We start from the raw sequence: 14,139 nt of genomic DNA on the forward strand, positions 1-14,139 counted from the left end.
AACCGCTTCAGCTCGGCCGACTCCTCGGTGGTCACGCCGGGCCGCACGCCGGCGTCGACCTGGTCCTGCCGCACCCACTTGCGCAGCGTCTCGGTTGTACCGATGCCCAGTTTCTGGGCGACCGCTTTCATCGCGGCCCACTCGGTGTCGTACTCCGGTCGCACCTCGGCGACCATCCGCACCGCGCGACGGCGCAGCTCAAGCGGGTACTGGGAAGAACGTTCCTCTGAAATGATCGAGTCCCTACCGAACCCGGACGGTTCAGACTGCATCCCGGCATCCGGCTCGATGACCTTGAGGGCTCTGGCGGTTCGTCGAACTGACACGGCGTGCTCGTGTGAGCCCTGTATGCGCACCCGGTCTGGCGAGAATGCTTCCTTGGCTGTGGGGTGCCAGAAGAGGGAAGTTGGCCGCTCTGCTGTTGCGTTTGCTCACGCCGGTGTCCGATGTAGCCGAACGGATGGTCCAGGAGGGTTCCGGCCCGCGGGCAGGATCGCCGTGGAGTGCTCGCAGTGGCTCAGCGCGCGATGCGGTATCGGTGTTCGGGGCGGCCGTTGGTGCCGTAGCGGAGTTCGAGGCGGACCGCGCCCTCCTTGACAAGGTAGGACAGATACCGCTGGGCCGTGGCGCGGGAGACGCCGGTCGCTTCGGCGGCTTCGGCGGCCGACAGGGCGGTGTGGGCGGTGAGCAGGGCTTGGTGGATCGCGGTGAGCGTGGGCGCGGAGTGGCCCTTGGCCGGGATCCGGGGGACGGCGGGTGGGCGGGCGGCGCTGAACAGGGCGTCCACGTCGGCCTGGTTGGCGGTGGTCCTCCGGCTGAGTGCGTCGACGCGGTCGCGGAGCTGGCAATAGGCGTTGAGCCGTTCGGCGAGGTCGGCGGAGCCGAACGGCTTCACCAGGTAGCCGATGGCGCCGAGTTTCAGCGCGGCTCGGACGGACGATATGTCGTGGTCGGCGGTGATCATGAGGACGTCGGGGCGAGTGTCGCCCTGGTCGTGGCTGAGTTGCCGCAGGATGTCGAGTCCGCTGCCGTCGGGCAGGAAGACATCGAGGAGCAGCAGGTCCGGGTGCAGGGTGTGGACCGCCGTCAGTGCCTCCGTTATGGTCGCTGCCTCGCCGACGACCTGGAAGCCCTGCACGCGGTGCACGTACTCGCTGTGGATCTGGCCGACCCGGAAGTCGTCGTCCACCACAAGGGTCCGGATCATCAGCTCTCGCCTTCCCATGGCAACGCCGTCGTGAACAGGGCTCCCTGCGGTGCCGGTGCCGTGTCCGGCAGTGGCAGCACCACCGTGAAAACCGCGCCCTGGCCTTCGCTGACCGTGATGGTGCCGCGGTGCCGCTGCACCAGCCGGTGTACGAGGGCCAACCCCAGGCCGCGGCGCGCGGTGCCCCGCTCGGGGCGGCTGGACCAGCCGTCCTCGAAGATCGACTGGGAAGCGTCTGAGGCAATGCCCGGACCATTGTCCGCTACACGTACGAGGAGCAGCTCGTCGCCCTCGGCCAGTGTCAGTCGGATTTGGCGTCCGCCGTCGGCGGGCGGCGCCTCGGCGGTCGCGTCGATGGCGTTGTCGAGCAGGTTGCCGACGATGGTCAGCAGCCGCCGCAGGTGAGGCGGGTCCGAACCGAGCGCGGAGTCGTCGGTGAGGACGATCCGTACCCCGCGTTCGGCGGCGATGGTGGTCTTGGCCACGATGAGCCCGACCATCAGCGGGTTGCCGACGTGCCGGCGCACGGCCTCGGTCAGGGCCTGCCCGGAGCGGGCCGTCTCGATGGCGTACTCGTACGCGGACTGGTGCTCGCCGATGTCGAGCAGTCCGGCCAGGGTGTGCATCCGGTTGGTGAACTCGTGCTGCTGGGCTCGCAGTGCGTCGGTCAGTCCGCGCACGGAGTCCAGTTCGCGCAGCAGGCCGATCAGTTCGGTGCGGTCGCGTACGGTGACCACGGCGCCCAGTTCGCGGCCGTGCAGGGTGACTGGCATGCGGTTGACGGCGAGACAGTGGTCGTCGGTCAGGACGCTGACGTCGGTGCCGGTCAGGGTGCCGTCCAGGGCGCGGCGCAGCCGGCCGTCGGGCAGCACCTCCTCCAGCCGGTGACCGAGCGCGTTGCCGAGGCCGAGCAGTCGCCGGGCCTCGTCGTTCACGACGGTGATCCGCCCGTCGGGGGCGAAGGCGACCACGCCCTCCCTGATGCCGTGCAGCATTGCTTCGCGGTCCTGCAACAGTCCGGCGATCTCCTCCAGTTCCAGGCCGAACGTGGTCCGCTTCAACCGTCGCGCCAGCAGATAGGCCGCCGCCGCGCCGAGGGCGGTGGCGATCGCGGCGTACAGCCCGAAGGTGGGCAGTTCGCGCCACAGCTCGCCGAGCACGTCGTGTTCCGGGATGCCCACCGACACCTCGCCGACCAAGGCGCCGGAGGGGTCGTACAGAGGGGCCTTGCCGTTGGCGGATCGCCCTGTCGCGCCCTGGTCGGTGCCGACGTGCGGTCGGCCGTCCCGCACCACGACCGGCTCCCCCACAGGCTCGCCGACCAGAGCGGGGATGGGATGCGAGTGCCGTACGCCGTGCAGATCGATCACGACTACGTACGACGCCCCGGAGGCCCGACGGATCCGTTCGCCGACCGTCTGCACCACGCCGTCGCCGCCCCCGTACTCCATGGCCTGCCGGATCTGCGGGTCCGCAGCCGTGGTCTCGGCGATGTCCAGGGCCCGCTGCTCGTAGGAGCGGTCGAGTTCCGCCCGCTGGGCGAAGGCGAACAGGACGAAGCCGATCAGGCCGGTGAGCGCGAGGATGACCAGCTGGTTGGCGAGGATCCGCGTGGAAAGCCGGCGCTTTCCGCCGCGGCCTGTCCACAAACGGATGGGTGTCACGGGTGCCTCTTCGTTCCGATGGTGCGACGTGCCCGGCCGGTCCCTTCAGGTCACCCGGGTGGCGCGATTGTGCCCCATGGCCGAGACCCTGCCCACCCCGCGTCCGCTGAGCAGAACGAGCAGAAGTCCGGTTTACGCAACTATCGCGAGATAGCTCGGAAACAGCGACGTCATCCACGGCCGCCCCTAGCGTCTGCCTTCCTCGGATTGCGAGGAACTCCGAACGAAGGAAGGAAGCGGCCCCCACATGGCTTCGCGAAACAATGTCGCGACGAGCCCGGGTGCCGGTGCGGCGGACAACACGAACGCACGCATCGAGATCTCCGGGCTCACCAAGCGATTCCTGACCCCGGCCGGTGAGGTGTTCACGGCGCTGCAAGGCGTTTCGTTCACCGTGGAGCCGAGCCAGTTCTGCGCCGTGGTGGGGCCCACCGGCTGCGGCAAGTCAACGACACTGAGCATGGTGTCCGGGCTCGACCGGCCCAGCGAGGGCTCGGTCAAGGTCGGCGGCCGTGAGGTGAACGGCATCACCGATGGCGTCAGCTTCATGTTCCAGACCGATGCGCTGCTGCCCTGGAAGACCGTCCTCGGCAACGTCCTGATGGGCCCTGTCTTCCGCGGCGTGCCCAAGCAGAAGGCACAGGCGTCGGCGCGCGACTGGCTGCGCCGCGTCGGCCTCGCTGGGTTCGAGGACCGATACCCGCACCAGCTTTCTGGCGGTATGCGCAAGCGCGTGGCCATGGCCGCGGCCCTGATCAACGAACCCAAGATCCTGATCATGGACGAGCCGTTCGGCGCCCTGGACGTACAGACCAAGGCGATCATGTCGACCGAGCTGCTGAGCCTGTGGGAGCAGATCCGTCCGTCCGTCATCTTCATCACCCACGACCTGGACGAGGCGGTCGCACTCGCCGACCGGGTGGTCGTGATGACGTCCAGCCCCGGCTCCGTCAAGGCGGTCTTCGACATCGACCTGCCCCGCCCACGCGGCTCGGTCCAGGAGATCCGCTTCCAGCCCCGCTTCATCGAACTCCAGCACCAGATCTGGGACACGCTGCGCGAAGAGGTGGAGCGCGCCTACGCACTCACCGCAGGAGGCAAGGAATGAGTACGACGTCCACCGTTTCCGCGGTCCCCGTCACCGACGGCGGGAAAGGCCCGACAGCTACCGCCGCGCAACGCGCCGCCCAGCGGCGCCTCGCCCTCGTGTGGGCCGGCCGGATCGGCCTCGCGGCCTTCGTGATCGGCGGCTGGCAGGCGTTCACCACCTGGGGCATCGTCGACCCGTTCTTCTTCGGGCAGCCGTCGGGCATCTGGCAGCGGCTGATCGATCTCTTCCAGCACGGCACGCAGTTCGGCTCCTTCTACCAGAACATCTGGACCACCATCCAGGAGGCGCTGGTCGGTTTCGTCGTGGGCTCGCTCGCGGGGGTCGTCTTCGGCGTCGCGCTCGGACAGAGCCGCTACCTCTCGGACGTACTCGGCCCCTACATCAAGATGGTCAACGCCATCCCGCGCATCGTCCTCGGCTCGATCTTCATCGTCGCCTTCGGCATCGGCGTGACCCCGAAGATCCTGCTCGCCGCGGTGCTGGTGTTCTTCATCGTCTTCTTCAACGCCTTCCAGGGCGTCCGCGAGGTCGACCGCAACGTCCTCGCCAACGTCCGGGTGCTCGGCGCCTCCCGCATGCAGATCACCCGGCACGTCATCGTGCCCTCCGCACTGACCTGGATCATCGCCAGCCTGCACAGCGCCTTCGGCTTCGCGATCGTCGGCGCGCTCGTCGGCGAGGTGCTCGGCGCGCAGAGCGGACTGGGCCTGGTCATCAAGACCGCGCAGAACAACTTCGACCCCAACGGCGTGTTCGCCACGATGCTCGTCATCGCGGTGATCGTCCTCGGTGCGGAGTGGCTGATCGGCAAGCTCGAACACCGGCTGCTCGCCTGGCGCCCCCCGGCCCCCTCCGAGACGAATGTCCTCTGACCTCCGCATCCTGCGAAAGCAGTCCCCGTATCCCCGAAAGGGCACCCGCAACCCGAAAGGTGCAATCCCCGCCATGCTCAAGAGAACTCTCACGGCGTCGATCATCACCGTCCTCGCCCTCGGCGCCGCCACCGCGTGTTCGAGCAACTCCGGCAGCTCCGCGTCGTCCGGCCCCGGCTCCACTCCGACCGTCAAGCTCATGGTCGGCGGCATCGACAAGCAGATCTACCTGCCCTACCAGCTCGCCGAGAACCTGGGCTTCTACAAGAAGTACGGCGTCAAGGTCGAGCTGAGCACCGAGCAGAACGGCGGTGTCGGTGCCGAGGAGGCCATGGCCTCGGGCCAGGTGGACATGGCCGGCGCCTGGTACAACCACACGATCGAGTTCCAGGCGAAGGGCAAGGCGGTCGAGGACGTCGTCCAGCTGTCCGGCGCCCCCGGCGAGCGGGAGATGTGCACCACGAAGAGCGGCGTGAAGTCGGCCGCCGACTTCAAGGGCAAGACACTCGGCGTCACCGACCTGGGCTCGGGCACTGATACCCTCACCCAGTTCATGGCAGCGCAGAAGGGCGTCAAGACCAGCCAGTTCCACCGGCTCGCGGTCGGCGCGGGCTCCACGGCCGTCGCCGCTCTGCAGAACGGCAAGGCCGACTGTGTCATGACGACGCAGCCCACGGTCGCCGCGATCGAGAAGAAGGGCGTCGGCGCCTCCGCGGTCGACCTGGCCACCACCGACGGCGCCAAGGCGGCGCTGGGGGGCGCGTTCCCGGGCGCGAGCGTGCTCGCCCGCACCGACTGGGTGAACTCGCACAAGGACGCGGTGCAGAAGGTCGTCGACGCGCTCGTGGCCACCATGCACTGGATCAACACGCACAGCGCGGCCGACATCGCCGACAAGCTGCCGTCCTCGTTCGTGCAGAACCAGTTGGTCACCAAGGCCGACTACATCAAGGCGCTGGACGAGGACAAGGGCCAGTTCCTGCCCGACGGAATCATGCCGGCCGGCGGCCCGAAGACCTCACTGGCCACGGAGAAGATGGTGGGGACCGTGACCACGTCGGTGGACCTCGGCAAGACATTCACCAACGAATTCGCCATCAACGCCAACAAGAAGGAGGGCTTCACCACCACCACGACCCCGGCCGGGGCCGACGGCTGAGCGTTTTCGGCCCGCACGAGGCCGCCGCCTTCATCTGGCAGCCCGACATCGAAGCCTTCACCCAACCCGGCCAGGACCGACAGGCGGCCGCCCGAATCGCCCTCCGGCTCGTCCGGCTCGGGCACGACGTCCTGGCTGCTTGACGGCGCCGGACAGCACGAATCCGCCCTGGTGGCTGGGGGAGTGGCACCCCCGGCTGCCGGGGCCAGTTCGAGGACACGCGGAGGCAGACCATGTCCGACTCCTGGGTCCCTGGCGCGTCCGGCTACGACGGCATCTGTGGAACATCACGTAATTCCCCACCCGTGGCGCCAACTTCCCCGCCCTATCGTTCGAACGTGCGGATCACGACTCGGGGGTCCATTCCACGGGAGGAGGCATGCGGCTGTAGTGGGCTCCTCTGGTGCCGTAGCGGGCGAGGTGGAGGGTCTCACCGTCGATCTGGATCTCTGCTGGCGGAGGGTTGGGAACGGAGATCCGCGGGTGAGCGTATTGGTGTCGGCGTACGACCTAAGCTCCCTAGCCGCGCGGGCACGCATGCGGCGCACGGTGGCCCGGCTGACCCGCGGCCAGCCCAGTCTGGTGAGTTCGTCGGCCTTGGCCTGCTCCCGCTCGGCCATCGACTGGCGCTGCGGGTCGTACTCGGGCCGGGGGACGCCGGTGCTGCCGGGCCCGTCGGGCAGTCCGGTCTCGATCTCGCGGATGTGCCGCTGCCAGGCAAGAGCTCGCTCCCGCTCCCGCTCGGGCACCGACTCCAGCAGCCCCCACGGCTGCACCCCGGTGGCGGGGGAGCCCACCACCGTGAACGCGGGGTCGGCGAACAGGAACGAGGCCAGGACCGAAGCCGTCTGCCCGGTCTCGCCGACCAGCGTCACCGACGCACCGGCCACGGCGGCCACCTGCCAGGTACAGCCCTGGAACGTCACATAGGCGCCCAGCTTCACTTGCCTGCCGCTCGCAGCGGCCACGGTGCGGCCCGGACGACCGGGTGTACTCACCACCGCTCGGCCTGCGCCTGCGTGTCCCACCAGGCCATCGCCCGCTCCTGGGCAGGCAGCTGCAGCGCCGCCCACACGGTGGCGGCCGGAATCTGCGGGGCGGCCTGGCCGAGGACCTCGAAGCCGTCGGCGGCCACCAAGCGGGCGGCCAGCACGCACCCGGTGGATCGGTCGTCGGCGGCCAGGTGCACTCTTCCGTCGACCAGGCCACTCACCTGCCAGGTGCGGGCCTCGAACCTGACGTGAGCGCCCACTTCAGCACATAGCCCGCCGGGGGCGGTTACCTTGTGCCTGCTCACCTGCCGTGCTGCTCCTGTTCCCCGTCGCCTGTGGCCGGACCGGGGGTCACGAGGGTGTGCTCGCCCAGCGGTCGTGTCAGGTTCGCGGCCAGCCGGCCGTGCCACAGCGCGTGATAGAGCACCGGCAGGGTTGCCAGGACCTCGCCCGCCGCCGCGGCCCCGGCCATCAGAGGCCGCGGGGTGGTGAACGCCTCCATCACCGCCTGCTCCAGTCCGCCGACGTCGCGGTGGCGGGGATGGCGGTAGCCGGCCAGCCACCGCACGTTCGCCGCCACCGTCTTGTCCGGTGGCAGCAGGCGCCGGTAGGTGAACCCCACCGCCGCACACGCCGCGGCAAGCACTGCGGCTGCGCGCGCGGCACGGCCTGCGGCGGGCGCCGTGTCGGGGCAGTCGGCGAGCAGGGCGCGGCCGTCTGCGTAGCGGGCGAACAGCTGGGGCACCCATGTCAGGGCCCGTCCGCTGTCCGGATCGCGCCAGATCAGCCGCACCGGCCGCGCTGAGAGGCCCACCACCTGCGGATCGCGGTCCAGGACCATCAGCTGCGTACACATCGCCTGCGAGCCGTGCATCACATGCCGCCCGGTCGTGGCCGACCACCACCAGCCTGGCTTCCACCGCCGCCCCGGCACCACCGGGAACGCCGCCATCGGCGCAAGCTGCTCGAACCGCACCGCCACGGCGGCCTCAACCCAGCGGCGCTGCACCAGCGTGCCGTCCGCCCTGGCGAACTCAGCCTTCACCGCGCCCGGTTCCGGCACCCGGCAGGCGCCGGACGCGACGGCGGGTAAGCCGGCCTGCGCGCTGTCCTGGTGGCTGTCGGTGATCACGAACTCCACATAACGCCATGCCTGTCCTACTGCGCAGATGAACCGGCCGGTAACCTCCAGTCGCGGCAACTGCGGTGCCTGGCAAGCCTGTTGAGCTGCGCGTGGGGGCAGGGTGCCATCCAAGATCGCCGGTGTCGGTGCGCACCCCTGCACCTTTTCGGCTGCCGGGCCGCCCTTCTTCGACCGCTGCTCACCGCACGCAGAGTGGACCGTTATGCCAGGGCCGCTGCCCGGCCTGGCGTCGGGTGCGTCAGTCTTCACTGCGGCCCGCAGCGAGTAACTGTGACAGCTCCTCGGCGGGCAGGCGGGACCACTGAGCCACGTCGTGAAGCGCCACCCCGGCTGCGACGGCCGCGGCGGCGGTATGCAGCACGGCCCGGTCGATCAGCTCGGCACTCTGACTGAGGTGCTCCAGCAGTACCCGGGCCACCTCGGCGGTGGTGCCGCTCTGAGCGCCGCGCAGCTGCGCCAGCTCCTCGCGGGCCTCGTTGAGCAACTGCGTGATGTGGAAGCGGTGTTCGGTAGAAACGGTGGCACGCCACTGGGTGCCCGAGCCGCCCGCCTGTGCCTCCGCCGCCATGACACGCAGCTGGCAGGCCATCGTTGCGGGTTGCTACTCCCGCTTCAGATGCCACGGATCGTCCCGCCATCCCGGCGGCCCGCTGCCGCGGCGGGCGCGCACGATCGCGCCCCTCCAACTGCTCAGCGGGCCGCCGTAGTCGGCCGCGACCAGAGACCCCAGCCGGTCCCGGTCCACCCGCTCGCCCAGCCGGTGGCAGAACGGGTCGCCCCCGCCTCGCACCCGAGGCCGCATCCCCCCGCTTGCGCGCCAGGCTAGCTCGGCCATGTCCGGGTCCAGCAGTGCGTCGGCCACCGCCACCTCGGGGAAGATGACCGTGTCCCGGCCCACGATCCGCCACCGCTCCAGCTCCGTCCCGGCGTTGCCGCCCGCGACCTGGTGCAGCCGCCGCGGCCAGACCACTTCGCGTTCCCAGTGCAGGGCCTGTTCCCACCACCGGGTCACCACCGCATAAGCCAGCGCGAACACTCTCTCCGGCTCGGCTCCGGCCCGTGCTGCCCGCCGCGCCACCTTGGCCCACCGCCGCTGCGCCGCGGCCACTTCCGGCACCCCTCGCACGTCCAGATACTCAAGATGCTGGTCGGCGTCCGCGTCCAGCTGTATGTCTTCGCCGTCATCGAGCACTCCACGAGGCGCGTCCGGATCCTGGGCGCAACGGCACACCCGACCGCGGAGTGGGTCGTGCAGATCGGCCGCAATCTCCTCATGGATCTGGAGGACGCGGGCACCAGGGTCAGGTTCCTGATCCGGGACCGGGACTCGAAGTTCACCGCCGCCTTCGACGCACTGCTGACCGAAACCGGCCTGAAGGTCGTCACCACCGGCATTCGGATACCCGGATGAACTCCCTCATGGAGCGATGGATACAGACCTGCCGGCGCGAGCTCCTCGACCGCACCTTGATGTGGAACCAGGGGCGCCGCCTCCTACACGTGCTCCGCGAGTTCGAGACCTTCTACAACCGGCACTGGCCGCACCGAGCCCTGGGGCTAGCGGCTCCGCTCCGCCAACTCCCCGCACCAATCGCCGATCCCGGGCAGATCAGGTCACCGGGCTGTATAGGCGCAGGTCGCGTACTGACACGAAATCGAGAGATCGCAGTGCGACCCTTGGCACTCAGTCGATGTCACGGGCCGGGGGCCGTGTGCGTGGCGGTGCGGGACACTCCTGCGGCGACTATCGGGTGTACGTGGCGATTCCTCGGACACTCCGCATCCTCTTATATGTCTGAGATATGGCCTCGCCTCGGGTGCTCAGGGGGTTTCGTTATGGTCGGGTTCCGGCTTGGGCCGGTGAACTATCGGTAAAAAGCGAAGTTTAGCGCGTGCAACGATGTTATTCCACGCAGAAGTGAGCAATCCTCTGAAAATGGGTATATTTCGCTTCCATCCTTGGGCGGCGGTTCGCCGATCCCTCATCTCCCGCGCGAGCCCACTTGCTGACACACGCCGAGTTCATCGGTCCGATAAAGAGGGCCCGCCCAGCTCCCTTGGACGGCGTCTGGGAACCCGGAGTGAGTACAGCGTCGCCCGCCAGGTGCTCGTCCTGCAGATCGCGGTGGTGGTGCTGCTCGTCGTCGCCGCGGTGGTGGCCCTGGTGCTGCAGGCGCAGAACGGCGGACGGGATGACGCTCGCGATCGCTCGCTTGCCGCCGCGGAGTCCTTCGCGCACGCTCCAGGCATCGTGGAAGCCCTGCGTTCACCCGATCCCACGGCGGCACTCCAGCCCGGCGCCAAGGCGGCACAGCGAGGTTCCGGCGTCGACTTCATCGCCGTGCTGAACACGGCCGGGATCCGCTATACCGCCTCCCGGCCGGAGTTGATCGGCAAGCGTGCCCCAGGCGACATCGCGCGAGCGGCGAGAGGCGAAACCTTCATCGAGAACTTCAAGGGGAAACCGCAGGACGCAGTCCGGGCCATCGTGCCCGTCACCGATGCCGATGGCGAGGTCGTCGGCATGGTCTCCGCCGGGGTCAATGTCGAGACCGTGAGCAACGCCGTGGGCCGTCAGCTGCCGGTCCTCCTGGGGAGCACGGCCGCCGCGCTAGCCCTCGCCGGGGGCGGGTCGGCGCTGGTGAGTCGGCGGCTGCGGCGGCAGACGCATGGCCTGGGCCCCGCCGAGATGACCCGCATGTACGAGCACCACGACGCGGTCCTGCACTCCGTCCGGGAAGGCGTGCTCATCGTCGGGGCCGACGGGCGGCTGCTGCTGGCCAACGATGAGGCGCGGCGGCTGCTGGAGCTGCCGACGGATACGGAGCGGCGGCACGTCGCCGAGCTCGGCCTCGGTCCGGACACCGCCGAGCTGCTGACCTCGGGACGTACAGCGACGGATGAGGTGCATCTGGCCGGGGACCGGCTGCTGGCCGTCAACGTTCGGCCCACCGACCGCTACGGAGGGCCCCCCGGCAGCGTGGCGACACTGCGCGACACCACCGAGCTGCGCGCGCTCGCCGGCAGAGCCGAGGTGGCCCGAGAACGCCTGCAGCTGCTGTACGACGCTGGCGTGCGGATTGGGACTACCCTCGATGTGGTGCGCACCGCCGAGGAGCTGGCGAAGGTGGCGGTGCCCCAGTTCGCCGACTTCGCTACGGTCGAGCTGCTGGACCCGGTCCTGCACGGCGCGGAGCCCCTGGGGGCCAGCACCGACATGCGCCGCACCGCCGTTGCCGGCATCCGGAAGGACCAGCCCCTCTACCCCGTCGGCGAGCTGATCCGGTTCGTTGCCACTACCCCCATGGCTGCCGCGGTGGTCGGCGGCCGTGCCATGCTCGAGGCCGACCTGGCCACCTCTCACGGCTGGCACGCCCAGGACTCCGAGGGTGCCCGTAGGATCCTGGACTACGGTATCCACTCCCTGATCTCGGTGCCGCTGCAGGCCCGCGGCGTCCTGCTGGGAGTGGTCAACTTCTGGCGCTCCGACAGCGATGCCTTCGGGGAGGAGGACCTGTCCTTCGCCAAGGAGCTGGCGGCCCGGGCGGCGGTCTCCATTGACAACGCCCGCCGCTACACCCGCGAGCACGCCCTGGCGGTCACCCTCCAGCGCAGCCTGTTGCCGAAGGCCCTGCCCGAGCAGACCGCCCTGGAGGTCGCCCACCGCTATCTGCCCGCACAGGCAGGCGTGGGCGGGGACTGGTTCGACGTCATCCCCCTCCCGGGCACCCGAGTGGCCCTGGTGGTCGGCGACGTGGTCGGCCACGGCCTGCACGCCGCGGCCACCATGGGCCGCCTACGCACCGCCGTACACAACTTCTCCTCCCTCGACCTCTCTCCCGACGAAATTCTCGTACACCTCGACGAGCTGGTCGCCCACATCGACCAGGACGAGCGGGCCGAGGACGGGGGTGGTGATGCGTCCATCACCGGCGCCACCTGCCTGTACGCCATCTACGACCCGGTCAGCGGACGCTGCGAGCTTGCCCGGGCCGGCCACCCCGGGCCCGCCCTCGTGCACCCCGACGGCACCGTCACCTTCCCCGACGTCCCCGTCTCCCCACCCCTGGGCCTGGGCGCCGGCCTGCCGGTCGAGACCGCCACACTGCAGCTGCCCGAAGGCAGCCGACTGGCTCTCTACACCGACGGGCTCATCGAGGACCGCGACCGCGACATCGACGCCGGCCTGGCACTGCTGCGCTCCGCGCTGGCCGGCCCCGGCCGGACCCCGGAGCAGACCTGCCAGGCCGTCCTCGACGCCCTGCTCCCCCCGCGCCCCAGCGACGACATCGCCCTGCTGGTGGCCCGCACCCGGACGCTGAACGCCAACCAGGTCGCCGACTGGGCCGTGCCGGCCGATCCCGCGGCCGTCTCCCGCATCCGTGCCGACACCCGTCGGCGGCTGGAGGCCTGGGAGCTGGACCAGGTCGCCTTCAGCACCGAGCTGGTGATCAGCGAGCTGGTCACCAACGCCATCCGCTACGGCACCGCTCCCATCCGGCTGCGCCTGCTGTACGACCGCGCCAGTCTGATCTGCGAGGTCGCCGACGGCAGCAGCACCTCCCCGCACCTGCGCCGGGCGGCCACGACGGACGAGGGTGGCCGCGGCCTGTTCCTGGTCGCCCAGCTCTCGCAGCGGTGGGGCACCCGGTACACCGCCCGGGGCAAGATCATCTGGGCCGAGCAGTCTTTGCACGGGGAGCAGCAGATGGACCTGCTGCCGCTGCTGGACGACATGCAGTGGTGATCCGGACGGGGTCAGTGACGGCCCAGGACTTTAAGTCCGGTCCGGGTAGCTGCCAGGAGGCCCGGTAGCAGACTGGCGGCGTCGGGGGGAAACGCCCGGCGTCGAAGCCCAGTGTCGAAAGCCCTGGGAGCGAACTGGGCTTAGCACCGAAACACTCCGTCCGCGACTCCATCCGCGCGTCGCCGGGACGCCATGCGTCGCGGCGAGTACAAGGACTTCATCGACGCCGCCTACAGCAACGTCCTCACGGCCCGTGCTCAGCAGGAAGGCCGTCACTGCTTCGTGAAGCGCCCCCGTCAGCCCGTCTGCCGCACCGTGTGTGCGGCACCGCTGGTCGACCTGCTCCACGGCGGCCCTGCCGAGCCCGTGTGGCGCCCCGTGCACAACCCCGAACGCAGAGTCCGCTGGAAAGGCCGAAGTAGTGCGTGGCAGGTCCGCGCTGCCGGGGCCGGTGAGCTCGATGGTCGCGGCCTCCTCGAACGCGCAGAGCCGTTCGGCGATCCGGGCGCGGCTGCCGGGGCGGCAGCGCGGGCGCACGAATTCCCTGCCAGGCACGGCGGAGACCCACGCCAGACCCTCGCCGGTGAGCCGCTCCCAGCGTCGAGCGAGGGTGCCCGCGGTGACGCCGAGCGGCGGCGCCAGCTCGGTCCACGAGGCCCGGGGCCGCAGCTGGAGCGCGTTGACGAGGGCGAGGTCCAGTTCGCTGACGGTGACTGTTTCTCGCAACACAGCAGGGCCTGGCGGTCCCGCGCTTCGATCACGCCGCGTGGGACCGCCTCCGGGCCCTTGCTCCTGGGCGGGCCCCGGGCGTGGCCCCCGTCCCGTAGAGCCTTGGCCACCCGCCGTTCCGGCGCTCGCTGTGCCGAGCCGGGACCCGATCCCGCGGTTGGGCTGACGTGGTCGGCGACGTCGCTGTGGGGCGCCGGCTGTCGCGGTTGCCGTGTACGAAGGCCTCGATCGGCTGCTGCCGTTGCTCAGGGTTGCTGGATTGGGTGATGCTGCGGCGAGTGCCGGGTCGGTCGTGTGTCTGCCGGGTGGAGGGTGTGGTGGGTGGTGGCGGCCGTAGCCGCGGGCGAGGCGCTGCAATGCTCCGTGAACGTGGGCGCAGGCCTCGCGGGCAGGGCGGCGGGAGGTCGGGCCGGCGGGCGGTTTGTCGTCTGGGGCCAGTGCCCAGGTGGCCGGGTCGCTGAGGTGCATGAGTCGTTTGCCGGCCTGCTGCCGGCGTCCGCCTGCCCGCCGCGGC

12 protein-coding genes and 2 pseudogenes are annotated in these 14,139 nt (G+C 70.1%); 5 read left to right on the forward strand and 9 right to left on the reverse strand.

The window, feature by feature from the left end:
- From ACWD5D_RS42960 to ACWD5D_RS42970, 3 genes and pseudogenes are all read right to left on the reverse strand, one after another.
- Positions 1-176, reverse strand: a pseudogene (locus ACWD5D_RS42960) (IS3-like element IS987 family transposase); the annotation flags it as partial.
- 341 nt (positions 177-517) lie between these two features.
- On the reverse strand, positions 518-1,207 hold the full coding sequence (locus ACWD5D_RS42965; RefSeq protein ID WP_451378209.1) for a response regulator: 690 nt from the start codon (positions 1,205-1,207) through the stop codon (positions 518-520).
- Positions 1,207-2,871, reverse strand: a complete 1,665-nt coding sequence (locus ACWD5D_RS42970; protein WP_451378210.1) for an ATP-binding protein — start codon at positions 2,869-2,871, stop codon at positions 1,207-1,209. Before ACWD5D_RS42970 ends, ACWD5D_RS42965 begins: the two co-directional genes overlap by 1 nt.
- Before the next feature lie 247 nt (positions 2,872-3,118).
- Between ACWD5D_RS42970 and ACWD5D_RS42975 the strand changes: the two genes are divergently transcribed.
- The 3 genes from ACWD5D_RS42975 (at position 3,119) to ACWD5D_RS42985 (ending at position 6,013) form a co-directional block, all read left to right on the forward strand.
- Positions 3,119-3,979 carry an ABC transporter ATP-binding protein gene (locus ACWD5D_RS42975; RefSeq protein WP_451378211.1) on the forward strand — a complete coding sequence of 287 codons (861 nt, stop codon included), beginning with the start codon at positions 3,119-3,121 and terminating at the stop codon, positions 3,977-3,979.
- On the forward strand, positions 3,976-4,854 hold the full coding sequence (locus ACWD5D_RS42980; RefSeq protein ID WP_451378212.1) for an ABC transporter permease: 879 nt from the start codon (positions 3,976-3,978) through the stop codon (positions 4,852-4,854). Before ACWD5D_RS42975 ends, ACWD5D_RS42980 begins: the two co-directional genes overlap by 4 nt.
- A gap of 73 nt (positions 4,855-4,927) precedes the next feature.
- On the forward strand, positions 4,928-6,013 hold the full coding sequence (locus ACWD5D_RS42985; RefSeq protein ID WP_451378213.1) for an ABC transporter substrate-binding protein: 1,086 nt from the start codon (positions 4,928-4,930) through the stop codon (positions 6,011-6,013).
- A gap of 287 nt (positions 6,014-6,300) precedes the next feature.
- On the opposite strand, the gene ACWD5D_RS42990 is transcribed toward ACWD5D_RS42985, so the two are convergent.
- The 5 genes from ACWD5D_RS42990 to ACWD5D_RS43010 form a co-directional block, all read right to left on the reverse strand.
- On the reverse strand, positions 6,301-6,981 hold the full coding sequence (locus ACWD5D_RS42990) for a hypothetical protein (RefSeq protein WP_451378214.1): 681 nt from the start codon (positions 6,979-6,981) through the stop codon (positions 6,301-6,303).
- 26 nt (positions 6,982-7,007) lie between these two features.
- Entirely contained in the window at positions 7,008-7,265 is a 258-nt protein-coding gene (locus ACWD5D_RS42995) for a hypothetical protein (RefSeq protein WP_451378215.1), read from the reverse strand.
- A 41-nt stretch (positions 7,266-7,306) separates the two neighbouring features.
- Positions 7,307-8,260 (reverse strand): TnsA-like heteromeric transposase endonuclease subunit, encoded by a 954-nt coding sequence (locus ACWD5D_RS43000; protein ID WP_451378216.1) that lies wholly within the window; start codon positions 8,258-8,260, stop codon positions 7,307-7,309.
- A 127-nt stretch (positions 8,261-8,387) separates the two neighbouring features.
- Entirely contained in the window at positions 8,388-8,738 is a 351-nt protein-coding gene (locus tag ACWD5D_RS43005) for a hypothetical protein (RefSeq protein ID WP_451378217.1), read from the reverse strand.
- A 12-nt stretch (positions 8,739-8,750) separates the two neighbouring features.
- Positions 8,751-9,275 (reverse strand): hypothetical protein, encoded by a 525-nt coding sequence (locus ACWD5D_RS43010; protein WP_451378218.1) that lies wholly within the window; start codon positions 9,273-9,275, stop codon positions 8,751-8,753.
- Between the two features lie 18 nt (positions 9,276-9,293).
- Here ACWD5D_RS43010 and ACWD5D_RS43015 point away from each other — a divergent pair.
- Together ACWD5D_RS43015 and ACWD5D_RS43020 are read left to right on the forward strand one after the other, a co-directional pair.
- Positions 9,294-9,760, forward strand: a pseudogene (locus ACWD5D_RS43015) (integrase core domain-containing protein); the annotation flags it as partial.
- A 325-nt stretch (positions 9,761-10,085) separates the two neighbouring features.
- The gene (locus ACWD5D_RS43020) at positions 10,086-12,896 is read left to right on the forward strand and encodes a SpoIIE family protein phosphatase (protein ID WP_451378219.1); all 2,811 of its coding nucleotides are present in this window, start codon (positions 10,086-10,088) and stop codon (positions 12,894-12,896) included.
- Positions 12,897-12,926: 30 nt separating this feature from the next.
- Here the strand turns inward: ACWD5D_RS43020 and ACWD5D_RS43025 are convergent, their stop codons facing one another.
- Complete coding sequence (locus tag ACWD5D_RS43025; RefSeq protein WP_451378220.1) at positions 12,927-14,093, reverse strand: AsnC family transcriptional regulator; 1,167 nt, start codon at positions 14,091-14,093, stop codon at positions 12,927-12,929.
- Positions 14,094-14,139 lie beyond the last annotated feature (46 nt).

It is taken from the genome of Streptomyces sp. NPDC002520, assembly GCF_053595235.1.

Coding starts and splice junctions, on each gene's coding strand:
- ACWD5D_RS42975 (WP_451378211.1), top strand. CDS start 3,119: ATGGCTTCGCGAAACAATGTCGCGACGAGCCCGGGTGCCGGTGCGGCG.
- ACWD5D_RS42980 (WP_451378212.1), top strand. CDS start 3,976: ATGAGTACGACGTCCACCGTTTCCGCGGTCCCCGTCACCGACGGCGGG.
- ACWD5D_RS42965 (WP_451378209.1), bottom strand. CDS start 1,207: ATGATCCGGACCCTTGTGGTGGACGACGACTTCCGGGTCGGCCAGATC.
- ACWD5D_RS42985 (WP_451378213.1), top strand. CDS start 4,928: ATGCTCAAGAGAACTCTCACGGCGTCGATCATCACCGTCCTCGCCCTC.
- ACWD5D_RS43005 (WP_451378217.1), bottom strand. CDS start 8,738: ATGGCCTGCCAGCTGCGTGTCATGGCGGCGGAGGCACAGGCGGGCGGC.
- ACWD5D_RS43025 (WP_451378220.1), bottom strand. CDS start 14,093: ATGCACCTCAGCGACCCGGCCACCTGGGCACTGGCCCCAGACGACAAA.
- ACWD5D_RS43020 (WP_451378219.1), top strand. CDS start 10,086: ATGGGTATATTTCGCTTCCATCCTTGGGCGGCGGTTCGCCGATCCCTC.